The following is a 24,570-nucleotide window of genomic DNA, read 5'->3' as shown; positions in this document are numbered from 1 at the left end:
GAGATGATCAACCCCTGTTTCTATGGATAGGAAGTTTCTTTTTAAAGTGCGAAAGTTGAGTTTATAACACATTAAAAATTTATGTTAGACAAGTCTGTTGATTATAGTAACACATATTTGAATTAATGATATTTCATATTATAAAATCAGGAGAAGGAGATGTAAAAGCTTTTACTCTTTTCTTCCCTGACTCTTAGTGAGTATGTTACAATTTTATTCATGTATAGTCTCAAGGTCGAAGGATTTGAATGAACAGCTATGAAGTAAAAAAAGAAATGTACATATTGGAGGTTTTTTTGTGTCAAAAAAGATTTATATGTTTGCAATCATTATTTCATCTTTATTGTTAGTTACGGCATGCAGTAGTAAATCTTCTGAAGAAAAAATACATGACCATTTAGAAGAAGCAATTAATTTAGAAGAAGATTACGAAACGATGCAGGGAGAAATTGAAGAACTTGAATTGCAAGAAAAGGAAATATTTAATCAAATTGTGGATCTTGATATGGAGCAATTTGACCAAATTCAAGAATTGTCGCAGAATGCAATTTCTATTTCTGATCAAAAACAGGAAAAGCTCGGTGAAGAAAGAGAAAGTATAGAAGCATCAGAGGAGGAGTTTGTCCAGGTCGAATCTATTATTACAGATTTAGAGGATGAAAACCTAAAGCAGGATGCAGAAGAAATGTTTGAAATTATGACAAACCGGTATGCAGCATATTATGATTTAAATGATACCTACCAAACTTCAGTAGAACAGGAAAAAGAATTATATGAAATGCTGCAGTTAGAAGAGCTTGAACAAGAAGAAGTAACCAACCATTTAGAAGCACTAAATGAAAATTATGAAACAATTATTTCGTTTAACGAAGAATTTAATCAATTAACAGCAGAGTACAACGATGCAAAACGTGCATTTTATGAAGCTTCTAATCTGAATGTGAGCTATGAAGATGCAGCAGAAACGGAAACAGATGAATAAGTAAAATGATAAGACACCCTATACCGTTGCAACAACGGTATAGGGTGTCTTTCTTAAAGAATAAGAAAGTATATAAATAAAAATGTTGGAGAGGACATCTCCTTGGTAAGAACACCATTGTTTTAAAGACCAATTGATTTTCTTGGCTATTCTTATGAAACAGAGCTCTAAATAATAACACAGGTGGGCTTTTCCATAATGTAAAAAATATTTTTGAGAAGCAGCTTGTTAAGTTTCGGGACAAAACTAATACAGTTTTTTTATTTAGTAATACAGTTTAAACTTAGAAGAATGATGGAGGGGAAGTCCTTGTGAAATATATTAAAAATACAAGAAGCAAAGTGATTGACCATCATAAAAAAATGAGCTAAGATAAGAGAGGATAAAAATTGTATTACTTTCTATTGCTCGTCCTTTTAGAACAGTAATGATAAAATAGCACAGATTAGGAAATCCTATATCAGGGTAAATGATTTTAGTATGTAATTTTTATTGTTTAAGGGTAGAATAGATAAAGAATACTTAATTTTGATATAAGAAAGGAAGAGGTGAATCATTTTGAAACAGGTACTTGAAAATATTGAAAACCAATTCGAAATGTTCCAAGTTCTAGATGAAAATGGAAAAGTTGTAAACAAAAATGATCTCCCTGATTTATCAGATGATGAATTGAAGGAGTTAATGAGACGTATGGTGTATACTCGTATACTTGACCAACGTTCCATTGCACTTAATCGTCAGGGACGTTTAGGTTTCTACGCACCAACAGCAGGTCAAGAGGCTTCTCAGTTAGGCAGTCAATTTGCATTAGAGCAAGATGACTTTATTTTACCAGGGTATCGTGATGTTCCACAGCTAATTTGGCAAGGACTTCCGTTATATCAAGCTTTCTTATTCTCAAAAGGGCATTTTCACGGGAATCAATATCCGGATGAAGTAAGAGCGTTAAGTCCACAAATCATTATCGGTGCACAGTATGTTCAAACAGCTGGTGTTGCTCTTGGTTTGAAAAAACGCGGCAAGAAAAATGTAGCAATCACTTATACTGGTGACGGTGGTACTTCTCAAGGTGATTTTTATGAAGGAATAAACAATGCTGGTGCATATAAAGCTCCTGCAATTTTTGTTGTGCAAAATAACCGTTTTGCTATCTCTGTTCCAGTAGAAAAACAAACGAATGCAAAAACATTAGCTCAAAAAGCTGTTGCTGCTGGAATTGAAGGAATTCAAGTAGACGGCATGGACGTTTTAGCAGTTTATGCTGCAACAAAGTTTGCCCGTGAACGTGCAGTTGCTGGTGAAGGCCCTACATTAATTGAAACATTAACTTATCGTTTTGGACCACATACCATGTCTGGTGATGATCCTACACGTTACCGTACTGAAGAATTAGATAAAGAGTGGGAACAAAAAGATCCACTAGTTCGTTTCCGTAAATACCTTGAAGGTAAAAAACTTTGGTCTGAAGAAGATGAAAACAAAGTAATTGAAGAAGCGAAAGAAGATATTAAAAAAGCAATCAAACAAGCTGAACAACAACCAAAACAAAAAGTTACAGATTTAATTAATCATATGTACGAAGAGCTTCCAACTCACTTACAGGAGCAAAAAGAAATCTACGAAGCAAAGGAGTCGAAATAAATCATGGCACAAATGACAATGATTCAAGCAATCACTGATGCAATGCGCGTAGAATTGAAAAATGACGAAAACGTGCTTGTATTTGGTGAAGATGTTGGACAAAATGGTGGAGTTTTCCGTGCTACGGAAGGTCTTCAAGATGAATTCGGCGAAGATCGTGTATTTGATACACCGCTTGCTGAATCAGGAATTGGCGGTTTAGCCATCGGTTTAGCAATGGAAGGATTTCGCCCGGTTCCGGAAATCCAATTTTTCGGCTTCGTTTATGAGGTAATGGATTCAATCAGTGGTCAAATGGCTCGTTTGCGTTATCGCTCTGGAGGTCATTATAATGCACCGATTACTGTCCGTGCTCCATTTGGCGGCGGAGTTCATACACCTGAATTACACGCAGATTCCTTAGAAGGACTTATCGCTCAACAACCAGGTGTAAAAGTAGTTATTCCTTCTACACCATATGAAGCAAAAGGATTATTAATCTCTGCAATTCGTGATAATGATCCGGTTGTATTCTTAGAGCATATGAAATTATACCGTTCTTTTCGCGGCGAAGTTCCAGAAGATGCTTATACAGTAGAAATTGGAAAAGCTGATGTAAAACGTGAAGGATCTGATGTAACATTACTTGCTTATGGAGCAATGGTTCATTCTTCATTAAAAGCAGCTGAAGAATTAGAAAAAGATGGTATTTCTGCTGAAGTAATTGACTTACGTACAGTTTCTCCAGTTGATTATGAAACTATCTTAAAATCAGTTAAGAAAACAAATCGCGTTGTATTTGTTCAAGAAGCACAACGTCAAGCTGGTATTGCTGGACAAGTTATTTCTGAAGTCCAAGAAAGAGCAATTTTACATTTAGAAGCTCCTATTCTTCGTGTTACTGCACCAGACACAGTTTATGCATTTTCTGATGCAGAAGAAGTTTGGTTACCTGATCATAAAGATATTGTTGAAAGAGTAAACGAAGTAATTAATTTCTAAATTTTAGGAGGACAAATTCATGGCATTTAATTTTAAATTACCTGATATTGGTGAAGGAATTCACGAAGGCGAACTTGTTAAATGGTTTGTTAAAGAAGGCGATGAAGTAAAAGAAGACGACGTGCTTTGTGAAATTCAAAATGACAAATCTGTCGTTGAAATTCCGTCTCAAGTTGATGGAACAGTTACTAAAATCCACGTAGCAGAAGGTGAAGTTGCAATTGTAGGTGATACATTGATTTCATTCGATGCTGAAGGATATGACGATGAAGAAGAGGAAGAAACAAAATCTGAAGATACTTCTTCTGAATCTAAAGAAGAAAAAACAAATGACAATGCTGCACAAGAATCAGAAGCTGCAGATGAATCTTCTGATGATAAACGTGTCATTGCGATGCCTTCTGTCCGTAAATTCGCACGTGAAAATGATGTGAATATTAAAGACGTACAGGGTTCTGGTAAAAACGGCCGTATTACAAAAGAAGATGTGGAAAGCTTCTTAAGTGGAGATCAGCCTAAAGCTTCTTCTGATGCTGCAGAAGCTGGAGAAACGAAAGAAACTGCAACATCTGAAAATACAACAGCTGCTCCACAAGGTCAGTATCCAGAAACACGTGAAAAAATGACTGCAATGCGTAAAGCAATTGCAAAATCTATGGTTAACTCTAAATCTAAAGCTCCACACGTAACATTGATGGATGAAGTGGATGTAACAGAATTAGTAGCACACCGTAAGAAATTCAAAGCTGTTGCTGCAGAACAGGAAATTAAGCTAACTTACTTACCTTATGTAGTTAAAGCATTGGTTTCTGCAACTAAGAAATTCCCGATCTTTAACTCTTACATTGATGAGGAAACAGAAGAAATTGTACAAAAACATTACTACAATATCGGAATTGCTGCAGATACAGATCGTGGACTTTTAGTTCCTGTTGTGAAGGATGCAGATAAAAAATCTATCTTCCAAATCTCCAGCGAAATTAATGAATTGGCAGTTAAAGCTAGAGATGGTAAACTAAAACCAGACGAAATGAAAGGTGCTTCCAATACGATTTCCAATATTGGTTCAGCGGGAGGTCAATGGTTTACTCCAGTATTAAACTACCCTGAAGCTGCTATTCTTGGAATTGGTCGTATTGCAGAAAAACCTGTCGTTCGTGATGGTGAAATCGTAGTGGCTCCAGTTCTTGCTGTATCACTAAGCTTTGATCATCGTATCGTTGATGGTGCAACTGCTCAAAATGCATTGAACCAAATCAAACGTTTATTGAATGACCCACAATTAATTATGATGGAGGCGTAAGTCATGGTAGTAGGAGATTTCCCGGTAGAAGTAGATACACTTGTCGTTGGTGCTGGTCCAGGAGGCTATGTTGCAGCAATTCGTGCAGCACAGCTGGGACAAAAGGTTACAATTGTTGACAAAGGTGAATTGGGCGGCGTTTGTTTAAACGTTGGATGTATTCCTTCTAAAGCACTTATTGAAGCAGGGCATAAATATCAGAATGCTAAAGGCTCCGAAGATTTAGGTATTACAACAGAAAAAGTAAATCTTGACTTTTCTAAAGTACAAGAATGGAAAGGCTCTGTTGTAAACAAACTTACTTCTGGTGTTAAAGGACTATTAAAAGGAAATAAAGTTGACATTGTAAAAGGGGAAGCTTACTTCGTTGATGAGCATACTGTAAAAGTTGCTGATGAAAAAAGCTCTCAAACTTATAAATTTAACAACTGTATTCTTGGTACTGGTTCTTCACCGATTGAAATTCCTTCTTTCAAGTTCTCTGAAAGAGTATTGGATTCTACAGGTGCATTGAACTTACCTGAAGTTCCTAAAAAATTAGTTGTTATCGGTTCTGGTTATGTTGGAACAGAGCTTGGTACAGCTTATGCGAACTTTGGCACAGAAGTAACATTCTTAGAGGGCGCGAAAGATATTCTTGGCGGTTTTGAAAAACAAATGACACAGGTTGTTAAAAAAGCTTTGGATAAAAAAGGCGCTAAAATTGTTACAGAAGCAATGGCTAAAGGTGCAGAAGAAACAAAAGACGGCGTAAAAGTTACTTATGAAGCAAATGGCAAAGAGGAAGTAATTGAAGCAGATTACGTACTTGTTACAGTAGGACGCCGTCCTAATACAGAAGAACTTGGATTAGAACAAATTGGCGTTGAAAAAGATGACAGAGGCTTGATCAAAGTGGATAATCAAGGAAGAACTTCTGTAAGCAACATCTTTGCAATTGGTGATATTGTTCCTGGTCCGGCTCTTGCTCACAAAGCATCTTATGAAGCTAAGATTGCAGCGGAAGCAATTAGTGGTGAGAAAGTGGCCATTGATTACAATGCTATCCCGGCAGTAGCATTTACTGAACCTGAATTAGCAACTGTTGGTCTTTCTGAACAAGCTGCTAAAGATGCAGGTTATGATGTAAAAGCAGCGAAATTCCCATTTGCTGCAAATGGACGTGCATTATCATTAAATACGTCCGAAGGCTTTGTGAAATTAGTTACCCGCAAAGAAGACGGTCTTATTATCGGCGGACAAATCGCAGGTCCAAATGCGAGTGATATGATTTCTGAAATCGGACTGGCTATTGAAGCTGGTATGACAGCAGAAGATATTGCATTAACTATCCATGCTCACCCAACTTTAGGTGAAATTACAATGGAAGCTGCAGAAGTTGGATTAGGTACACCGATCCACACAATGTAATTTCCTAAACAAAAAAGACATGTTTCGGGTAAATCTGCCCGGCATGTCTTTTTTTATCTGATTACAAGTAAGTATTAAATTTAATCTCGTACAATATGATACAGATGATGGATAAAAAAAAGGTATCAGCTCCTGCAAATGTTTAAACAGGAGCTGATACCTTTTTATCATATTATAACTTCTTCTAATGTTTTTTCATTAGCAAGTATTTAATATACGATTTGATTGCTTGTATTTACAATAGACTCTAATGTATCCATGATTTGACCGCGTGACATTGCATTTTCAACTGAAAAAACAACTGATTCATCTTTAAGTAAGTAAAAACTATTTGTACTTAAGGTATAATCCGAAGGTAAATCCTGATTATCCATTGTACGCTTTTCGGGACTGGAAAGCTCTTTAGGATACTTTGCCTTCAAGTCAATAAATGTATTCATATAGCTATCATTATCGTCATCTGGAGGTACATATATAACCTGATAATCCGTAAATTGAAATTCGATTACTTGTATGTCCTCTTCCGATTGGCAACTATTTAATATAGGGATGATCGTAAATAATAGTAGAATGATACTGAATTTCTTCATTCTATGCCACCTCTTCCAGAAAATAAAACAAGTATCTACTTTTTTATTTTCATACGATATACATAGCTTAACAAATATACTTTATGAATTTGCAGATGTTATAAAATAGTAAAGAAAATGATATTAGAGTAACATTCAATTGTAGTAAAGTGTAATACTTTAAAAGAAAAGTAATGAAAAATAGATTCTGGAAAATGATAAGTTTTTTTGTTGCAAAAAGATTATAAATAGTAAAAGCTCTCCTTGGACTCCGTATTATTTACCGTAGCCTCAAGGAAAGCTTTCTGCATTTTATTAACATATTTATGATTTTAAACTTTTTCTTTTTTTTCGTTCTATATTAGCTGCATCTGCTTTTAGTGTTTTCATCAGAGAGAATACGATTAAAATCATAATAATGGAGAATGGCAATGCCGCAATAATAGAGGCAGTCTGTAATGCATTTAGTCCGCCTTGCCATAGCAATACAGCAGCAGTTGCTGACTGAATAACTCCCCATACTAATTTAATCTGATAAGGAGGGTATAAGCTACCTCCTGTTGTCTGCATACCAAGTACAAATGTTGCCGAATCTGCTGATGTGATAAAGAATATAGCAATTAATAAAATAGAAACTAAAGAAAGTACAGTTCCTAACGGGAAGTTTTCAAGCAATGAGAACAATGCTACTTCTTCCCCGAATTGAGAAATTTGGCCGGCGATATTGGTTGTTCCTTGTAAATCATAATACATCGCTGTACCGCCAAAAACAGTAAACCATAATGCGCCAAAAATAGTAGGTACAAGTAAAACACCAATGACAAATTCACGAATTGTACGTCCTCGGGAAACACGGGCTATAAATGTTCCCACAAATGGAGCCCAAGCCAGCCACCATGCCCAGTAAAAGATAGTCCAATCGTTAATCCATTCTGTATTACCAGTTCCGAAGGCATCCAGTCTTAAGCTCATGCTGGGAAGGTTTTGAATATAGTTTCCTGCTGTATTTGTAAATAAGCTTAAAATATAATCTGTTGGTCCTAAAACTAATATAAGGAACATTAAAGCAATTGCAAGTACAATATTTGCGTTACTGAGAATTTTAATGCCTTTATTGACACCGCTCAAAGCAGAAATAATAAATAATACTGTTACGACTAAAATAATAATCAGTTGTAATAATATGCCGGAATCAATACCAAAAACGTAGGAGATACCTCCGCTGATTTGAATGGCTCCAAAACCTAATGATGTTGCTACACCAAATACAGTAGCAAATACAACTAATACATCAATGGCTGTTCCCCATTTTCCTTTAACTTTATCACCGAAAAGGGGAACTAATATGGAACTTACTAATCCTGAAGAATTATGCCGGAATTTAAAGTATGCCAGTGCTAAGCCGACAATTGCATAAATTCCCCACGGATGAAATCCCCAGTGGAAAAAGCTGTATTGCATAGCTACCATAGCTGTTTCAGTTGTTCCAAGCTCTCCATAAGGTGAATTATCGAATAAGTGTAATATTGGCTCGGCAGTACCCCAAAAAACAAGCCCGATACCCATACCTGCACTGAACAGCATAGCGAACCAGCTGATATAAGTAAATTCTGGCTTATCCTCCGGTTTCCCTAATTTAATCAGTCCATATTTCGAAAAAATCAAGAAAAAAGAAACACCGATAAACATTGTGGCAACAATTAAGTAATACCAACTAAAATGACTTACAATAAATGATTGAATTGTACTTGTAACATTATCTAAATTAGCATTTGGAAGTATACTGGACGGTATTACTCCCCATATGATAAAAATAAGTACGATTACTGTCGAAATCCAGAAAACATTTGTTATTTTCCTCACTAATAACTCCTCCTGACTGCTCTTTAGTAAAATACCCATAATGTTAAGAAATAAACGCGCTATTCTATGTTTTCTATGCGAGCCGTACGATTGCTCATTGTAACATATTATCCTATAATAAAACTAGTAAACTATTATGAAACGTGGAGGTTTTTGTAGAATGTTAAGGAAAAGCAGTGTTATTTTTATGTTAATTGTTGTCATTGGAGTTCTTTCTGCATGCAGCTCTGGTGATGATAATGAAGACAGCACCGGCGAGCAAGCGGAGGACCAAACAGAAGACACAGAAGCAGAAGAAAATACTGACGAAAACGATGCATCTGCACAGTCTGAGGAAACAAATGAAGATAAAGAACAGGACGAAGCGGCAGAAGAAAAAGAGCCGGAATATTACATATCCGAAGAAACATCATCAATAGAACCTATTGATGATGCGGAGGAAAAGGTAGTACTGTTAACAATTGATGATGCACCTGATGAGAATGCTTTAGAGATGGCGGAAACATTGAAAGAGAAGGATGCAAAGGCTATATTCTTTGTTAATGGTCATTTTATTGATGACGAAGAAGGAGCAGAGAAGCTCAAAAAAATTTATGAAATGGGCTTTCCAATAGGAAATCATACAAATACGCATGTGGTGCTGCCTGATGTTTCTGAAGAGGAGCAGACAGAGGAAATTATAGCAGTGAATGATCGTGTAGAAGAAATTATTGGGGAACGGCCTGCTTTTTTCAGAGCGCCTCATGGGATGAATACAGATCATTCTCGTGAAGTAGTTGAGCAAGAAGGAATGGTGTTAATGAATTGGACGTATGGTTTTGATTATTTTGAGCCGTATCAAGATGCAGACAAGCTGAAAGAAGCTCTGATTAGCGGAGAAGCTCCTGAAATTGGAGAGGAGCACTCTTTATTGAGGTCTGGCGCCAATATTCTTATGCACGACCGGGAATGGACAAATGAAGCGTTAGGTGATGTAATTGACGGCTTCAGAGAACAAGGCTATGAGATTGTTGATCCAGATCTAATTGAAACCATAGACTAAAAAGATGGAGGGGAGACTGTGTTCCAAACGAGAATTACAAAGCTGTTAAATATTAAATATCCAATTATTCAGGGCGGATTGGCATATTTGGCTTATGCTGATCTTGCAGCAGCAGTTAGTAATGCTGGAGGGCTTGGTCAAATTACTGCGATGAGCTTACCGACTCCAGAAAGTCTGCAAAAAGAAATTCATAAGGTAAAACAGCTGACCACTCAGCCGTTTGGTGTAAATTTTGCAATTGGGCAGCACGGCAGAAAATTTGAACACATGGTGCAGGTTGCCATCGATGAACAAGTCCCAGTAGTTTCTATTACTGGCGGAAACCCGGCTGGTGTTTTAGATATGTTAAAAAATTCCTCCATAAAAACACTTGTCTTGGTAGCATCCTCAAGGCAGGCTCAAAAAGCCCAGGAATTAGGCGCAGATGCAGTGATGGTCGTTGGACAAGAAGGTGGAGGTCACTTGGGCAGAAGTGATACAGGTACCATTGTTTTAACGCCGCATGTCGTTGATGCGCTTAAAATCCCGGTAATTGCTTCTGGCGGTATTGTTGATGGAAGAGGCTTAATGGCCGCACTTGCTCTTGGTGCAGAGGGAATTGAAATGGGAACAAGGTTTATTGCAACAAAGGAAATACACACGCATATAAATTATAAACAAGCGATTTTGTCTGCAGATGAAGGAGACACTGTTGTGATAAAACGTTCGTTAGGAACTCCGGCCAGAGCATTACGCAGTTCTTTTACAGAAAATATTCTTTCTTTGGAAGAAAAGTACGGGAATAATTATGAGAAGTTAAAAGATTATATTAGTGGAGAGGTAAATCAAAAATATATTCAGTCAGGTGAGGAATCGGCAGGTTTTGGATGGGCTGGCCAAGGGGCCAGCCGTATTCATCAAATTTTAAGCGTGGAAGATTTAATAAGCTCCATTATACATGAAGCGGATCAGATTCGGGAAAAATGGAGTAAAGAGGTGTAAAAATGAATTACGCATATCCAATGGATGAGACGTGGTCGACGCAGGAAATTATTGATGTAGTGAACTTTTTCTCTTTAATTGAACAGGCATACGAGAAAAAAGTCAGACGTACAGACCTCCTTCATCTATATCGTCGTTTTAAGGAAATTGTTCCTTCGAAAAGCAGAGAAAAGCAATTGTTTGAGGAATTTAAACGGTCTTCCGGATATTCCAGCTACCATGTTGTGAAAAAAGCAAGGGAGTCGGAAGAAGCATTGATAACCATGGCATAAAAATAGCCCCTAAAATTTAGGGGCTATTTTTATGCATCTCTGCTGTCTATTGCTAATTGATAAAGAGGAAGCAGCTGTTCATATGTTTTTGTTATGGTGGTGAACAGCTCCTTATCGTTTTGTAAAATAGGATCATCATAAGAAAGATGCTTACCAATTAAGAACTCGGCTTTTTTTACATCCCGGAAACGTTCTAAATCCTTTTGAGATAACTCTTCTAACGAAATAGAATCTTTTTTTGTATGGTCCAGTGAGACAACAAATGATTTTGGAAGACTTTTTATTTCAGTAAAGCTGTCTAAATAGTTCTGTGCAATTTTTTGCTTGTTTGGTAATTCATAGATAAGTGCAAGCCAAATAAATAAATGATCATCAAATAATCCAACCTGAAAATGAGGATGTTTTTTATAGCCTCTCTTGTTATCAGCAATGGCTAACCAGGTATCTTTCGGCGGATTGACAGTTCTCCGTGCATGCTTTGCAATATGTAAATATAGCTCTTGACCAGTCTTTTCTGATAAATATGATACGAGCTCTTCACCTATCGCCTGAAATTTTGGCTGTATTCTATTTTGGATAGCTTCCATACGCTCGTCTAAGCCATCGATTAAAAATGTTTGGAAATCTTTTTTATTAAAATGATGTAATTTCACAAATGACACCCTTTCTTTAATGTTGCATACCTTTTTTGATATAGATTATTATTCTTTATCTGTAGAAAGAAGTCAAGCCGGACCAGAAGCAGGTTTTAATTCATCAAATAGAGGGAATAGACAGATAACAATAAATTGTTTTTATTATTTTAGGTGAACAATTTATTCTGTAAATCATAATATATAGCACATACATGAAACGAAAGTAATCAATATGTTTTCACGTTAAGGAGTGATAGGATGAAATATGTTATGGAAGCTCTCCGGCGAAAAGAAGCAGAAGAACGTCTCCCTGTCATCAAATTAGAGATTGATTATGAATTGGCAACATTGTACGAGGCTATGCAGGATGAGGATACTTTACAAATAATTAAATCCAAAGAGAGATTAAAGCAGCTAAGTGAACAATGGATGGCTCTGATGGATTAATATGAGATTAGCTTACCCTAATATAGTGCAGCTTTCTATATAAGAAAGAGGCGTATTAGGGTTATTTGTTGATAAAAACTCTGACTAAAAAGTTTAGGATTGGTCTAATGGACAGGAGTTTGATAAAATAAGCTTACTTGAAGTTTTTGGAGGCGATGTATAATGAATCAGCAGCAAAGACAAGAAATTTATGAGACAGCAAAGAATTGGATATATGAAGCAGGAAATTTAATTCGTGAACATATGGATGAGCCGCTGGGTATCGAAACAAAATCAAATCCGAATGATTTAGTAACTGTTCTCGATAAACAGACGGAAAAGTTTTTTGTAGACCGTATTCATCAATATTATCCAGAACATCATATTATCGGTGAAGAAGGATATGGAGATACATTATCTGAAGTTGATGGAACAATTTGGATTATCGATCCGATTGACGGAACAATGAATTTTGTCCATCAAAAGAGAACTTTCGCCATATCTATTGGTATTTTACATAATGGCGTGGGTGAAATTGGTTTTATTTATGATGTTATGGGTGATGTATTATATCATGTTAAACGTGGAGAAGGAGCTTTTAAAAATAATACAAAATTAGCGCCGCTGGACAAGGAGAAAAAGCTGGAAGAAGCTATTGTCGGTATGAACCATTTTTGGTTATGCGAGAATAAACTGGTAGATTATCCAGTGATGCAAAAATTTGTGCGCAAGGTGAGAGGAACACGTTCACACGGTTCTGCGTCATTAGAATTGGCGTATATTGCTGAAGGAGTTCAAGATGCTTATCTTGCTTTAAGTCTTTCACCGTGGGATGTAGCTGCAGGAATTATACTAAATGAAGAAGTAGGCGGTATTGCAGGAGATATTGACGGAAATCCTTGGAATCCTTTGGAAAGATCATCTTCTTTAGTTGCAAATCCGGCAATTCATCAATCTATCGTAGAATTCATAAAGGAAGGAAGGAAATAATTATCCCTTCCTTTTTTTCTTGTAAGACATTGCAAATCCGAATGTAGAAAATGCCAATATAATACATAAAATGATAGCCCAAACACTTCGGAAAGCAATAGCCAGCCCAACTAAAATAAATAGCAGAACTACTAGAAATGCTAATAACAGCATTGGAATGTCTAATTTTTTCATTTTTCAACCGCCTTTATTATCTGTCCACAGAATAGTATAAAGGATAGCGCGGAGAACTTCAAAAAACAGACATATAATTTTATATTTTTCTCTAGTCATATGGAAGCACTTTTAGTATGATAAAGGGAGTGTAAAGATAAGGTGGCGTTTGAATAATGGTATTAGAGTATATCCTTAAAATGAATGGAACAGAGCATATCTTTTGGATTTTTTATGTAATTAATTTAATTCTTTCAGCAATAGCTTATCAATTGGGCTTTGCTAAGAAGCTCCCGGTCTTAAAAAATATGATTGTATACATATTATTGATGATTGGTACATTCGTTGTAACAATCTTCTCAACAGTAATGAGAATGCCTACCGTGGAGTGTTTAGTTATTATAATATTTGTACTGGGAATTTATCGATTTCGATTGCATCGAGAAAGAAAAAATCGGGAAGATGTACAGGAAAGCAGCTCGTAACGTACACAGATTACAGCAAGAATTTCTGGCATATTGTATACGCAATAATAAAAGCAGAGTATCCATTTTGGGATCTCTGCTTTTTTAGCTGATAAAAAAATTTACGACGGGTTATAAGTAGTCATCTACTTTCTTTGTTTCCTGGTAGAAACGAAACTTACCTGTATCCAGCCTTTTTTTTGTATTCTCTTCAATGCGTTTATAGCATGGAGTGCATAAATGAATATTTTTTCTGCGGTTACGTAATCTTTTTGCATGTGGCGAATCATTTTCTATTTCTTCTACTTTATCACATATGGTGCATTTAACCTGCATTTTTTCACCCCAATTCGACAAAAATAGTAAAACGATATCTTTTATTAGTATAGCATAATTTTAAAACCAATTTAAATAATCAAAGTTTGAAAAGGTGAAAAGTGGGAATCATATAATTAAAGTAAATGCCTGAATCTTGAAAGGGTGATTATATGAAAAAAAGATATGTTGTATCAGCGTTAGGAGCAGTCGGAGCAGGAGTTGCCGGGGTATTATTGTCAGATAGAAAAAAACGGAAAAAATTAAAATCAGTTTCAGGTACGCTGAGAGTTTTTGAAAATGCGGGAAAACCTGATGAGTCTTTAGATGAAGAATTAGATCAGCTGGAAAATGCTAAAATGGTTTCAGAAGGATCACAATTTGGAGTGCAGTATTACAACGAAAAAAAGGATAAAATGTATCAGCTGTCCAAGGAAGATGAATAATATAAATAGCCTGCCTGCTAATTTGCTTAAACTATCAGCATTCAGCAGGCAGGCTTAATTATTACATAAAGTACGTGTTGCAAAAATGTTTCTCTGCAGAAGCTTTAAAATAATATATAAGGAAAACTATAATTTAGTGTATATGAATTTCCTTAATGTGTTTAATCGGATTATCCTGATTAGAGCCATCTTTATAATAAAAGTGTACAGGACCATCTTCACACAGGGGCTTACCTTTTTGAGAGAAAAGTAAGTAGCCGTTTTTTGCATCTTCTAATGATATTTTTTCATTTTTTCCATTGTTTTTAATGAATTCGGCTTCTTTAGCATTAGCCTTAGGTTCAGCATTATTAAGAAAGTCATGTAATGGGATCACATAACTGTTCTTTAAGTATTCTTCTCCCTCCATTTTAGAGATGCTTCTGTTAACGGGAGGTTTCTGAAAAATGGATTCACTGTCTTTGTTTACTTCTCTTTCTATAAAAGCTTTTTCCAGTTCAATTTTTCTATCATCAAAAATCCATACAGTAGGATCAAGTGTGATAGGGTACCCGACATTTCCTTTAATCATTACAATCATGTTATCTTATCCCCCTAAATTAATTACAATATGTACAGTGATGTGAGAAAGCTTCATGCGGGAGAACGGATGAAGAATAAACCCGCTCTTCATCAAAAGTACAGTGCATATTCTTTCTGTTTATAACAATAGCAAAGATCGGAGTTACTTTCATCTATTTTAGATTGGATAAAAGAGGATGTTCAAAAAATCCAGTAAAAATGACGCGGTGATAAGAGAATTTTTTACTAAAAACACCTGCAATGCGGGTAACGCATAAGCCGCCACAACACGTGCAAAGTGCGCTGCTGAGCTTTTTGATGGGGTGAGCAATTGCGCCCCGGGACGACGTTTTCCTGATCGACTGGTCCTTTTCATTGTACTTTTTGAATACGTACTAATAGGATATAAACAGAGTAATTTTAATAATATACTTAAATTAGATTTGCATTTTTGCGCTTGTAGCGATAATATTATATCAAGAATGATAAATGCGGAGGGGATTATATTGATGCCTGATGTAACGATTAATCACCGTGAAAAAGCCCACGCTCTTTTAAAAGCTGATGCTGAAAAGATACTTCGTTTAATCGAGGTTCAGATAGAAAATTTAACAATGCCACAATGTCCTGTATATGAGGACGTACTGGATACACAGATGTTTGGCTTATCTAGAGAGATTGATTTTGCCGTTCGCCTAGAATTAATTACAGAAGAAGAGGGACGAAATCTATTAGGAAATCTGGAGAAAAAGCTTAATATACTACATGAGGCCTCACAAAGCACATTGTGATTATAACTGCCTGTAACTGTGACAGTACTAAAATAAAACTTTGCCAATTGAAAGAGCGGCAAGGTTTTTTTATAGTATAACAGGAGGCAGCGCAGAACATAAGGACAGCTTAAAGCGTATTCAAAAAAAGCATTACAAATAAAGACATCTGTAACAAAAGTTAGCCCAAGAAGAGATTTGAAGCTTATAATCTAAAGTTTTGAAGCTCTTTTTAAATCTTTTAGAGCTCGCTATTGTTTAAAATATGTTAAAAAATGTATACTGGCAAAAGAGAGATAAATAATAACAGCTCTATAGATATTATGATATACTGTTAAAAATCTCTTAATCTTACATAATGACTGGGAGAAAAATATAATGTTAAAAAATTGGAAACACTTCGATTTCACATTGATGATTGCGCCGATTCTATTAGCTGGTTTTGGGGTAGTAATGGTATATAGTGCAAGTATGGTAGTAGCTGTTGTAGATGGTTTTAACAGCAATTATTATCTTATAAGACAGTCAATATTCTTTATTGTTGCGCTTATCGGTTTTGCCATCATATCTTTCCTGCCTTACCAGACTTACCAGCGATTGATGAAGCTAATCATTATAGCTTGTATTGTGTTACTGGTAGCTGTTCTTTTCTTTGGGGATACAGTAAATAATGCAAGATCTTGGTTTCGTTTTGGCCCATTCAGCTTACAGCCTGCTGAAGTTGCCAAGCTCGGCTTAATTATTTATTTGGCTGCTATATATTCTAAAAAGCAGGCATACTTAGACCAATTTAGTAAAGGTGTATTGCCTCCGCTAATAATCACTGCATTGGTCCTTGGATTGATTGTAGGGCAGCCTGATATCGGAACAGCATCCATCATTTTTCTAATGGCGTGTTCCGTGATTTTTGCTTCTGGTATTAAATGGAGGCATCTGTTTCTTCTGGTTTTTGCTGGACTGGTCTTACTGGCGTTTGCAATTCCGAATATGGTAACAGAGGAAAGATTATCCCGTTTTACAGGAGCCTACCAGCCATTTAATTCTCCGGATTTAAACGGTTATCAATTAATTCAATCGTATGTTGCAATTGGTAATGGAGGATTAACAGGAGAAGGGCTAGGCCAGAGTATTCAAAAACTTGGCTTTCTGGTAGAAGGTCATACAGATTTTATTATGGCCATTATTGCAGAGGAGCTTGGTTTTGTAGGTGTGGCCATCGTTTTAGGTCTATTGGCAACAATTGTTTTTAGAGGACTATATATTTCAAGAAAGTGCCAGGATAGTTTTGGATCCTTGCTTGCACTTGGAATTGCATCAATGGTAGGAATTCAAACCTTTATTAATTTAGGTGCCATTAGCGGGGTTCTGCCAATTACTGGTGTTCCCTTACCATTTATTAGCTATGGAGGATCTTCATTATTGTTCATGATGATAGCCATGGGAATTCTTAACAATATAGCTATGCAGGTTAATAAGAAAGAAATTGAAAAGGAAGAGCTGGCACCCAAATCTGGCTTATTTCAAAGAAAATCTATTAATTCATACAGAGGTGGTAAAGCATGACAGACTTAAAGCAGATTAATAAAGTATTAGTTGCAAACAGAGGAGAAATTGCTATACGTGTATTTCGCGCCTGTACGGAGTTAAATGTCCGTACAGTCGCTGTTTACTCCAGCGAAGATTCTGCTTCGTTTCACCGGTTTAAAGCGGATGAAGCATATTTAATCGGTGAAGGGAAGAAGCCAATCGATGCTTACTTGGATATTGAAGGAATTATAGCTTTAGCAAAGGAAGTAAATGTGGATGCTATCCATCCAGGTTATGGATTTCTTTCTGAAAACATTGAATTTGCAAAACGTTGTGAAGAAGAGGGCATTATTTTTATTGGTCCTAACAGCCAACATTTAAATATGTTCGGAGATAAAGTAAAAGCGAGAGAACAAGCTCTGGCTGCCAAATTGCCGATTATTCCGGGAAGTGATGGTCCGGTTGAATCTTTAGAAGAGGTAAAAGCTTTTGGAGACGAGCATGGATACCCAATTATTATTAAGGCATCGCTTGGCGGTGGTGGAAGAGGAATGCGTGTTGTTCAGGATGTAAATGAAGTGGAAAATGCATATGACCGCGCAAAATCAGAAGCAAAGGCTGCCTTTGGCAATGATGAAATTTATGTTGAAAAATTAATTGAGAACCCAAAGCATATTGAGGTACAGATTATTGGTGATAAGCAAGGGAATATTGTTCATTTATATGAAAGAGACTGTTCCGTACAGCGGCGTCATCAAAAATTAATTGAAGTTGCCCCGAGCCTGTCGCTAAATGATGATTTAAGAGAAGCGATTTGTCAGGCAGCTGTAGACTTGATGGAAAATGTTGACTACATTAATGCAGGTACAGTTGAGTTTCTTGTAACTGATAATGATTTTTACTTTATCGAGGTGAATCCACGTGTTCAAGTGGAGCACACAATCACTGAAATGATTACTGGTGTTGATATTGTTCAAACACAGATAAAAATTGCTGATGGTTTTGGATTGCACGATAAAGAGGTCGGCATACCGGAACAAAGCAAAATTACAACGCAAGGATACGCTATTCAATCCCGTGTAACTTCTGAGGATCCGTTGAATGATTTCATGCCTGATACAGGAAAAATCAATGCATACCGCAGTGGGGGCGGATTTGGTGTCCGTCTGGATGCTGGAAATGCATATCAGGGAGCAATTATTTCACCTCACTATGATTCATTATTAGTTAAAGTTTCTACCTGGGCTCTTGACTTTGAACAGGCAACAATTAAAATGGTACGTAACTTAAAGGAATTCCGTATCAGAGGAATTAAGACAAATATTCCATTCCTTGAAAATGTTATGCTTCACGAGCAATTTTTATCAGGGGAATATGATACGACTTTTGTTGATAAAACACCAGAATTATTTATATTCCCGGTACGGCGTGACCGCGGAACCAAAATGCTGACGTATATCGCAAATACGACTTTAAATGGTGTGGATGGTGCTGAAAAACAAGAAAAGCCGGATTTTGATAAATTGTTTATCCCTAACACTGAAAATATAGAGATACAGCCGGGGACGAAACAAATTTTAGATGAACGCGGTCCTGAAGGGCTTGCAAAATGGCTGAAAGAACAGAAACAGGTATTATTAACAGATACGACATTTCGTGATGCACATCAATCATTATTAGCTACACGTGTACGTACAAATGACTTAATTCACATTGCAGAGCCGACAGCAAAATTACTTCCAAACCTATTTTCTGTAGAAATGTGGGGCGGGGCAACGTATGATGTGGCATACCGTTTCTTAAAAGAAGACCCTTGGGAAAGGTTGCTGCAGCTGAGAAAACGCATGCCGAATGTATTATTCCAAATGCTGCTGCGTGCAAGCAATGCGGTTGGATATAAGAACTATCCTGATAATGTTATTGAATTATTCGTGAAAAAGAGCGCTGAAGCTGGTATAGATGTATTCCGAATATTTGACAGCTTAAACTGGGTAGAAGGCATGCAGGTAGCAATTGATAATGTGCGTAAAACAGATAAAATTGCGGAAGCTGCTATTTGCTATACTGGTGATATTTTAGATACAGGCAGAACGAAATATGATATTGATTATTATAAAAATATGGCAAAAGAATTAGAAACTGCAGGTGCCCATATTCTGGGAATTAAAGATATGGCAGGATTACTGAAGCCGGAAGCAGCGTATCAGCTGATCAGCACTCTAAAAGAAACAGTGGATATTCCAATTCATCTGCATACACATGACACAAGCGGAAACGGTGTTTATGCATATTCAAGAGCAATTGAAGCAGGTGTGGATGCAGTAGATGTTTCTGTTGGTTCCATGTCTGGAATGACATCACAGCCAAGTGCGCAGTCACTATATTATGCATTAGATGGAACGGAATACCAGCCGGAGCTGAATATCGAGAAATATGAGGAAATTGGACAGTACTGGGAAGGTGTCCGGGAGTACTATAAAGATTTTGAAAGTGGTATGAAGGCTCCGCATACCGAAATTTATCACCATGAGATGCCGGGTGGACAATATAGTAACCTGCAGCAGCAGGCAAAGGCTGTCGGACTTGGTGATCGCTGGAATGAAGTAAAAGATATGTTCCGTAAAGTGAATGATATGTTTGGAGATATTGTAAAAGTTACTCCATCTTCTAAAGTAGTGGGGGATATGGCACTGTTTATGGTGCAAAACGATTTAGATGAGGAAACAATTTATGAAAAAGGTGCATCCATTGACTTCCCTGATTCTGTAATCGAATTTGCGCAAGGGTACATTGGACAACCATATCAAGGCTTCCCGGAAAAACTGCAAAAACTGATTTTGAAAGATAGAGAGCCTATTATGGTCAGACCTGGTGAGTTGTTAGAGGATGTAGATTTTAAAGAGATGCGTGATGCGCTGTATAATGAATTGAATCGTCCGGTTAACAGCCATGATTTAATTTCTAATGCACTTTATCCGAAAGTATTCAAAGATTACCAAGATTTCTTGAACACCTATGGTGATATGTCTGTATTAGATACGCCGACTTTCTTTTATGGAATGAAACTTGGTGAAGTGATTGAAGTAGAAATTGAAAAAGGTAAAACATTGATTGTTAAATTAGTTACTATTTCTGAACCAAAAGAAGACGGTACACGTGTTGTTTATTTTGAATTAAATGGTCAATCCAGAGAGATCACGATTCGTGATAATAATATAGAGTCTGCTATTGCGGCGAACCCGAAAGCAGATAAATCAAATCCAAATCATGTAGGGGCAACAATGCCGGGAACGGTTCTTGAAATTCATTGCGCAAAAGGAGATACTGTTAAAAAAGGACAGCATCTAATGACAAATGAAGCAATGAAGATGGAAACCTCTGTACAGGCGCCGCTAGATGGTGTGATTAAAGAAATTCATGTCCAGGCAGGAGACTCTATTGCAGTAAATGATTTATTAATCGAATTTGAATAAGCAAAATAAACACCCCTGGCAGGCTTGCCAGGGGTGTTGTAATGTTATAGGAGTGATTATATGACGAATAGAATACAGTAATTTTAGAATGTTTTCTACACAACAAAAAGTATATTCCAGATAAAGCAATCGCATCGCCTGGGTTTTAAATAATTAATAGAACAAATACGCAACTATAGGATAAAAACGAAAGGACCCTGTTTAACAGTAGTTCCTTTCGTTTTACAGTTAAGCCATATGTTAAATTCTATTCTTTTTCTTTTCTGCTGCTTCGGAATGACAAATGTATAAAGTAACTTAGCATTCCAAAATAACATGTGATAAACAAGGCATGCATTAATGCGATAAACAGATTAAGCTGCGTGAAGACTACAAGTGCTCCAAATATAACCTGAAGTGCAATCAGTGCCGGCGTTATAATCCAGCCCCACCGCATAACATTATTGTCACCATACTTCTTTATCATGCGGAGCGCTAAGAAGATGGTCCACAAAAATAAAATTCCAGCTGCAAAACGGTGTCCCATCTGTACCCATTGATTAAATGTATAGCTTCCAATAGAAAAGGGCACAGAGTTGAAGCAAAACGGCCAGTCCGAACAAACCAGATTTGATTCTGTATGTCGTACCAATGCACCGCTGTAAACTACACACATGGTGTAAATAGAAATTGCATAGATTTCAATCCGGTGGGGCTTTTTAATATGGATATCTTCTGTATGTAACTTTTTATCAATTTCAAAGAATAATAACATAAGTAAAAAAACGGAAGAGAAACAAATTAAAGATATCCCAAAATGTGTAGCTAATACAAAGTCAGATTGTCCCCACACAACTGCAGCTGCGCCAACAAGCGCCTGTACAATAATAAAAAATAAAGCAGACAAACTCAAGAAAATGACTTCTTTATGATTTCTATATGCTTTCCAGGATAGTATTGCAAGTAAAAGTACTAATATACCAACTGCGCCACTGACCATTCGATGACTTAACTCGATTATCATTTCAAAATGCAGGTTGGCAGGAAGAAATTCTCCTTCACAAAGCGGCCAGCTGTCTCCGCATCCATCTGCTGAACCTGTTTTTGTAACAAGTGCTCCTCCGAGAAGAAGAGGAAGCATTCCTATGGTCGTTATCACAGATAGTATTTTTAGTTTTTTCAACATATCTATGTAACCTCACTTCTATGTAAAAATATACAGTATCTCCAGTTTACCAAAAATACTGGGGGAAACGCTTTCCAATTTTGAACAAAATATAACAACCTCTAAAACTATCCATGTTATGAAGGCAGTTTTCAGCCTGCAGAGAGTATAATAAACGAACCCTTGTTAATACTATCATGTTTTCTGAAAGTTTTCATCAGCAAATAAAAAAAGCTTGCATAATTCAGTTATGTTTGCTAGAAATATAGTATGGATGGGTATGCAGAAGAACAGTTAAAGTTCTAAAAAAATAGAAAATATACATAATTTGTTTTCTTTATCTACTTTCCGATCTCCTTATTAGCTGGATGTTCAAATTGTTGTAATATAATATTCAAAGTTCATTAGATTGTCAAAGAAATCCATGCTATAATTAGATAGGAAACGGAGTACATAGAATCAAACGCGTGTATTCTGTTTATTATTATGTCTTCCTACTGGTGCGAAGGGGGGAAATTATGGATAAAGTAGATATGACTTATTCGGAATTAATCGGTAACACGACTATTTCAAACAAACAAAAAGTAACTGTTTTTCTGTCAGAAGTGAAGGCGCTTATAAAAATCGGAATTGTAAATTCAAATTTAATTACAGCAATAACAGGTTTTTTAGTGGCCATCGCTTTAACAAACTCCTCCTTTAGTGATTATTGGGGAGCCTTTCTTCTGATGATAATCGGAAGTGCATTCGTTATTGCCGGCGGATGTATTATTAATAATTGGTATGATGTAGATATTGATCCTAAGATGTCTAGAACGAAGAAAAGACCTACTGTAACTGGATTCTTTTCATTGCGGGCAGTGCTTACAACAGGAATTATTATAAGTTTCCTTGGCTTTGCAGTATTAATGTTTACTACCTGGTATGCAGCATTATTTGCTTTTATTGGCTGGATTGGCTATGTAGTCTTATATACCATGTGGTCAAAGAGAAGGTATACTTTAAACACAGCTATTGGAAGCTTATCCGGTGCAATGCCTCCTCTAATTGGATGGGCAGCAGTTGACCCTTCTTTTCATGTGGTTCCATTTGTAATGTTTCTTATTATGTTTATATGGCAAACACCACATTTTCTTGCATTAGCAATGAAAAAGAAAGAAGAATATCAGGCGGCTGGTGTACCAATGTTACCAGTAGTAAGAGGTATGGAAATAACTAAAAGACAAATTGCTGTTTATATTGCCTGTCTTTTACCATTGCCGTTTTTCTTAATGCCTGCATTAGGGTTGACATTTACCATTGTGGCAACAATATTAAATATTGCTTGGCTAGTGATAGGTTTTATGGGGTTATTTACGGAAAAAGATGTGAAATGGGCTAATCTAGTATTTATATTTTCTTTGAATTATTTAACCATTTTATTTCCGTTAATGATTATCGTCACACTGCCGATATTTAATTAATGATTTGTTATTCCTTAAAAATTAAAATATAAAAAGGAAAGAACAAGAAGAAAGAGAGGTATTCTTACATGAGAGGTTGGATGGGAAAAACCAAAGTATTTTTCGTATTCACGCTACTTGCATTATTTCTTGCCGGCTGCGGAATCGAAAATCTGACTGCACTTGAACCTAAAGGGTATGGGGCAGAGAAATCCATGGATCTGATTATTCTGACCACATTAATCATGACAGGCGTGTTCGTTGTGGTTATGGTGATTTATGTGATTACACTGGTCCGTTTTCGCAGGAAAAAAGGACAGGAAGATTATGTTCCTAAACAAGTGGAAGGAAATCACAAGCTGGAGGTCATATGGACAGTCATTCCAATTATTTTGGTGTTAGTTATTGCTGTGCCTACTGTTCTGGCAACATTTGATTTGGCAGATGATTCTAAGGCAGATGAACTCATCAATGTTAACGTAAAAGGAAATCAATATTGGTGGCATTTTGAGTATGCCGGAGAAGAAATCCAAACAAGTCAAGACCTGTATATCCCTACTGGTGAGCGAGTTTATTTACATATGCTCTCCTCTGACGTTATCCATTCATTCTGGGTCCCTTCAATATCGGGTAAAATGGATGTTAACGCAGAGAACGTAAATACCATGTACATCGAAGCTTATGATGAGGGTGTATACTGGGGTAAGTGTGCTGAGTTATGCGGACCTTCACATTCATTGATGGACTTTAAAGTCATTGCTGTTTCACCAGAGGAATATGATGAATGGGTTAATGACATGCAAAATGTTGATGCTGATGCAGAACCTGAAAACGCTGTAGCTCAAGAAGGGCAGGAGTTATTCGAAGCTAATAACTGTATGAACTGCCATGCGACAGATTCGGCTGCTTCTGGTATTGAAGCTGGTCCGCAGAACAATGGACCTTTTGGACCGAACCTGACTAACTTTGGAGATCGTTCCCGGGTTGCAGGTATTTTAGAACATAATAAAGAAAACCTGGTTGATTGGATTATGGATCCTGAATCTATCAAGCCGGGAAACAAAATGACAGGTCAGTATCCGGATCTTAGTCAGGATGAAGCTGAAAGTATTGCAGAATATTTATTGCAGCTGCAGCCTTCAGAAATTACACCTGAAAGTGCAGGAGATTAAAACATGAA

Annotated in this window: 24 protein-coding genes; 17 read left to right on the top strand and 7 right to left on the bottom strand. The window is 36.6% G+C overall.

What is annotated here, in order from left to right; all coding sequences use genetic code 11:
• Positions 1 to 298: 298 nt before the first annotated feature.
• The 5 genes from OSO01_RS06800 (at position 299) to lpdA (ending at position 6,317) form a co-directional block, all read left to right on the top strand.
• Complete coding sequence (locus tag OSO01_RS06800; protein ID WP_246145070.1) at positions 299 to 982, top strand: YkyA family protein; 684 nt, start codon at positions 299 to 301, stop codon at positions 980 to 982.
• Between the two features lie 558 nt (positions 983 to 1,540).
• Positions 1,541 to 2,623, top strand: a complete 1,083-nt coding sequence (pdhA, locus tag OSO01_RS06795; RefSeq protein ID WP_147209670.1) for a pyruvate dehydrogenase (acetyl-transferring) E1 component subunit alpha — start codon at positions 1,541 to 1,543, stop codon at positions 2,621 to 2,623.
• 3 nt (positions 2,624 to 2,626) lie between these two features.
• On the top strand, positions 2,627 to 3,604 hold the full coding sequence (locus tag OSO01_RS06790; protein WP_147209669.1) for an alpha-ketoacid dehydrogenase subunit beta: 978 nt from the start codon (positions 2,627 to 2,629) through the stop codon (positions 3,602 to 3,604).
• Positions 3,605 to 3,623: 19 nt separating this feature from the next.
• Complete coding sequence (locus tag OSO01_RS06785; protein ID WP_147209668.1) at positions 3,624 to 4,907, top strand: dihydrolipoamide acetyltransferase family protein; 1,284 nt, start codon at positions 3,624 to 3,626, stop codon at positions 4,905 to 4,907.
• A gap of 3 nt (positions 4,908 to 4,910) precedes the next feature.
• Positions 4,911 to 6,317: a dihydrolipoyl dehydrogenase gene (lpdA, locus tag OSO01_RS06780; protein WP_147209667.1), complete on the top strand. Its 1,407-nt coding sequence runs from the start codon at positions 4,911 to 4,913 to the stop codon at positions 6,315 to 6,317.
• A 209-nt stretch (positions 6,318 to 6,526) separates the two neighbouring features.
• Here lpdA and OSO01_RS06775 read toward each other — a convergent pair whose 3' ends face one another.
• A complete protein-coding gene (locus tag OSO01_RS06775) occupies positions 6,527 to 6,907 on the bottom strand; it encodes a hypothetical protein (RefSeq protein ID WP_147209666.1) in 381 nt (126 codons plus the stop codon).
• Between the two features lie 303 nt (positions 6,908 to 7,210).
• Positions 7,211 to 8,749: a glycine betaine uptake BCCT transporter gene (locus OSO01_RS06770; protein WP_147209665.1), complete on the bottom strand. Its 1,539-nt coding sequence runs from the start codon at positions 8,747 to 8,749 to the stop codon at positions 7,211 to 7,213.
• A 160-nt stretch (positions 8,750 to 8,909) separates the two neighbouring features.
• On the opposite strand from OSO01_RS06770, the gene OSO01_RS06765 reads away from it, so the two are divergent.
• From OSO01_RS06765 to OSO01_RS06755, 3 genes are read left to right on the top strand one after another with little or no spacing between them, the layout of a single operon-like run.
• Complete coding sequence (locus tag OSO01_RS06765) at positions 8,910 to 9,791, top strand: polysaccharide deacetylase family protein (RefSeq protein ID WP_246145068.1); 882 nt, start codon at positions 8,910 to 8,912, stop codon at positions 9,789 to 9,791.
• 18 nt (positions 9,792 to 9,809) lie between these two features.
• Positions 9,810 to 10,772, top strand: a complete 963-nt coding sequence (locus OSO01_RS06760) for an NAD(P)H-dependent flavin oxidoreductase (RefSeq protein ID WP_147209663.1) — start codon at positions 9,810 to 9,812, stop codon at positions 10,770 to 10,772.
• Between the two features lie 2 nt (positions 10,773 to 10,774).
• A complete protein-coding gene (locus OSO01_RS06755; protein ID WP_147209662.1) occupies positions 10,775 to 11,044 on the top strand; it encodes a UPF0223 family protein in 270 nt (89 codons plus the stop codon).
• Between the two features lie 29 nt (positions 11,045 to 11,073).
• Here the strand turns inward: OSO01_RS06755 and OSO01_RS06750 are convergent, their stop codons facing one another.
• On the bottom strand, positions 11,074 to 11,697 hold the full coding sequence (locus OSO01_RS06750) for a YktB family protein (RefSeq protein WP_147209661.1): 624 nt from the start codon (positions 11,695 to 11,697) through the stop codon (positions 11,074 to 11,076).
• 240 nt (positions 11,698 to 11,937) lie between these two features.
• Between OSO01_RS06750 and OSO01_RS06745 the strand changes: the two genes are divergently transcribed.
• Positions 11,938 to 12,126: a YkzI domain-containing protein gene (locus OSO01_RS06745; RefSeq protein WP_147209660.1), complete on the top strand. Its 189-nt coding sequence runs from the start codon at positions 11,938 to 11,940 to the stop codon at positions 12,124 to 12,126.
• A gap of 162 nt (positions 12,127 to 12,288) precedes the next feature.
• Positions 12,289 to 13,095, top strand: coding sequence for an inositol monophosphatase family protein (locus tag OSO01_RS06740; protein ID WP_147209659.1), 807 nt, complete (start codon positions 12,289 to 12,291; stop codon positions 13,093 to 13,095).
• Here OSO01_RS06740 and OSO01_RS23265 read toward each other — a convergent pair whose 3' ends face one another.
• The gene (locus OSO01_RS23265) at positions 13,096 to 13,269 is read right to left on the bottom strand and encodes a DUF5325 family protein (protein ID WP_186813573.1); all 174 of its coding nucleotides are present in this window, start codon (positions 13,267 to 13,269) and stop codon (positions 13,096 to 13,098) included. It abuts the gene before it with no gap.
• Positions 13,270 to 13,424: 155 nt separating this feature from the next.
• Between OSO01_RS23265 and OSO01_RS06735 the strand changes: the two genes are divergently transcribed.
• On the top strand, positions 13,425 to 13,733 hold the full coding sequence (locus OSO01_RS06735) for a YlaH-like family protein (protein WP_147209658.1): 309 nt from the start codon (positions 13,425 to 13,427) through the stop codon (positions 13,731 to 13,733).
• Between the two features lie 111 nt (positions 13,734 to 13,844).
• Here OSO01_RS06735 and OSO01_RS06730 read toward each other — a convergent pair whose 3' ends face one another.
• Positions 13,845 to 14,048 (bottom strand): YlaI family protein, encoded by a 204-nt coding sequence (locus tag OSO01_RS06730; RefSeq protein ID WP_147209657.1) that lies wholly within the window; start codon positions 14,046 to 14,048, stop codon positions 13,845 to 13,847.
• 152 nt (positions 14,049 to 14,200) lie between these two features.
• Between OSO01_RS06730 and OSO01_RS06725 the strand changes: the two genes are divergently transcribed.
• The gene (locus OSO01_RS06725; protein WP_147209656.1) at positions 14,201 to 14,473 is read left to right on the top strand and encodes a YbyB family protein; all 273 of its coding nucleotides are present in this window, start codon (positions 14,201 to 14,203) and stop codon (positions 14,471 to 14,473) included.
• A gap of 133 nt (positions 14,474 to 14,606) precedes the next feature.
• Here the strand turns inward: OSO01_RS06725 and OSO01_RS06720 are convergent, their stop codons facing one another.
• Positions 14,607 to 15,053, bottom strand: a complete 447-nt coding sequence (locus tag OSO01_RS06720) for a hypothetical protein (RefSeq protein WP_147209655.1) — start codon at positions 15,051 to 15,053, stop codon at positions 14,607 to 14,609.
• A gap of 490 nt (positions 15,054 to 15,543) precedes the next feature.
• Here OSO01_RS06720 and OSO01_RS06710 point away from each other — a divergent pair, with 490 nt between their 5' ends.
• The 3 genes from OSO01_RS06710 (at position 15,544) to pyc (ending at position 20,804) form a co-directional block, all read left to right on the top strand.
• Positions 15,544 to 15,825: an Fpa/YlaN family protein gene (locus tag OSO01_RS06710; protein ID WP_077601049.1), complete on the top strand. Its 282-nt coding sequence runs from the start codon at positions 15,544 to 15,546 to the stop codon at positions 15,823 to 15,825.
• Positions 15,826 to 16,182: 357 nt separating this feature from the next.
• On the top strand, positions 16,183 to 17,367 hold the full coding sequence (ftsW, locus tag OSO01_RS06705) for a putative lipid II flippase FtsW (protein ID WP_147209653.1): 1,185 nt from the start codon (positions 16,183 to 16,185) through the stop codon (positions 17,365 to 17,367).
• Positions 17,364 to 20,804, top strand: coding sequence for a pyruvate carboxylase (gene pyc, locus OSO01_RS06700; RefSeq protein WP_147209652.1), 3,441 nt, complete (start codon positions 17,364 to 17,366; stop codon positions 20,802 to 20,804). Before ftsW ends, pyc begins: the two co-directional genes overlap by 4 nt.
• A gap of 247 nt (positions 20,805 to 21,051) precedes the next feature.
• Here the strand turns inward: pyc and OSO01_RS06695 are convergent, their stop codons facing one another.
• Positions 21,052 to 21,969 carry a COX15/CtaA family protein gene (locus tag OSO01_RS06695; protein WP_147209651.1) on the bottom strand — a complete coding sequence of 306 codons (918 nt, stop codon included), beginning with the start codon at positions 21,967 to 21,969 and terminating at the stop codon, positions 21,052 to 21,054.
• Positions 21,970 to 22,466: 497 nt separating this feature from the next.
• Between OSO01_RS06695 and cyoE the strand changes: the two genes are divergently transcribed.
• Both cyoE and coxB read left to right on the top strand, forming a co-directional pair.
• A complete protein-coding gene (gene cyoE, locus OSO01_RS06690) occupies positions 22,467 to 23,411 on the top strand; it encodes a heme o synthase (RefSeq protein WP_147209650.1) in 945 nt (314 codons plus the stop codon).
• A gap of 68 nt (positions 23,412 to 23,479) precedes the next feature.
• Complete coding sequence (gene coxB, locus OSO01_RS06685; RefSeq protein ID WP_147209649.1) at positions 23,480 to 24,562, top strand: cytochrome c oxidase subunit II; 1,083 nt, start codon at positions 23,480 to 23,482, stop codon at positions 24,560 to 24,562.
• Positions 24,563 to 24,570 lie beyond the last annotated feature (8 nt).

Source organism: Oceanobacillus sojae, assembly GCF_007991515.1.
GTDB classification, from domain to species: Bacteria; Bacillota; Bacilli; order Bacillales; family Amphibacillaceae; genus Oceanobacillus; species Oceanobacillus sojae.
This window is presented reverse-complemented; position numbering and strand designations above follow the sequence as displayed.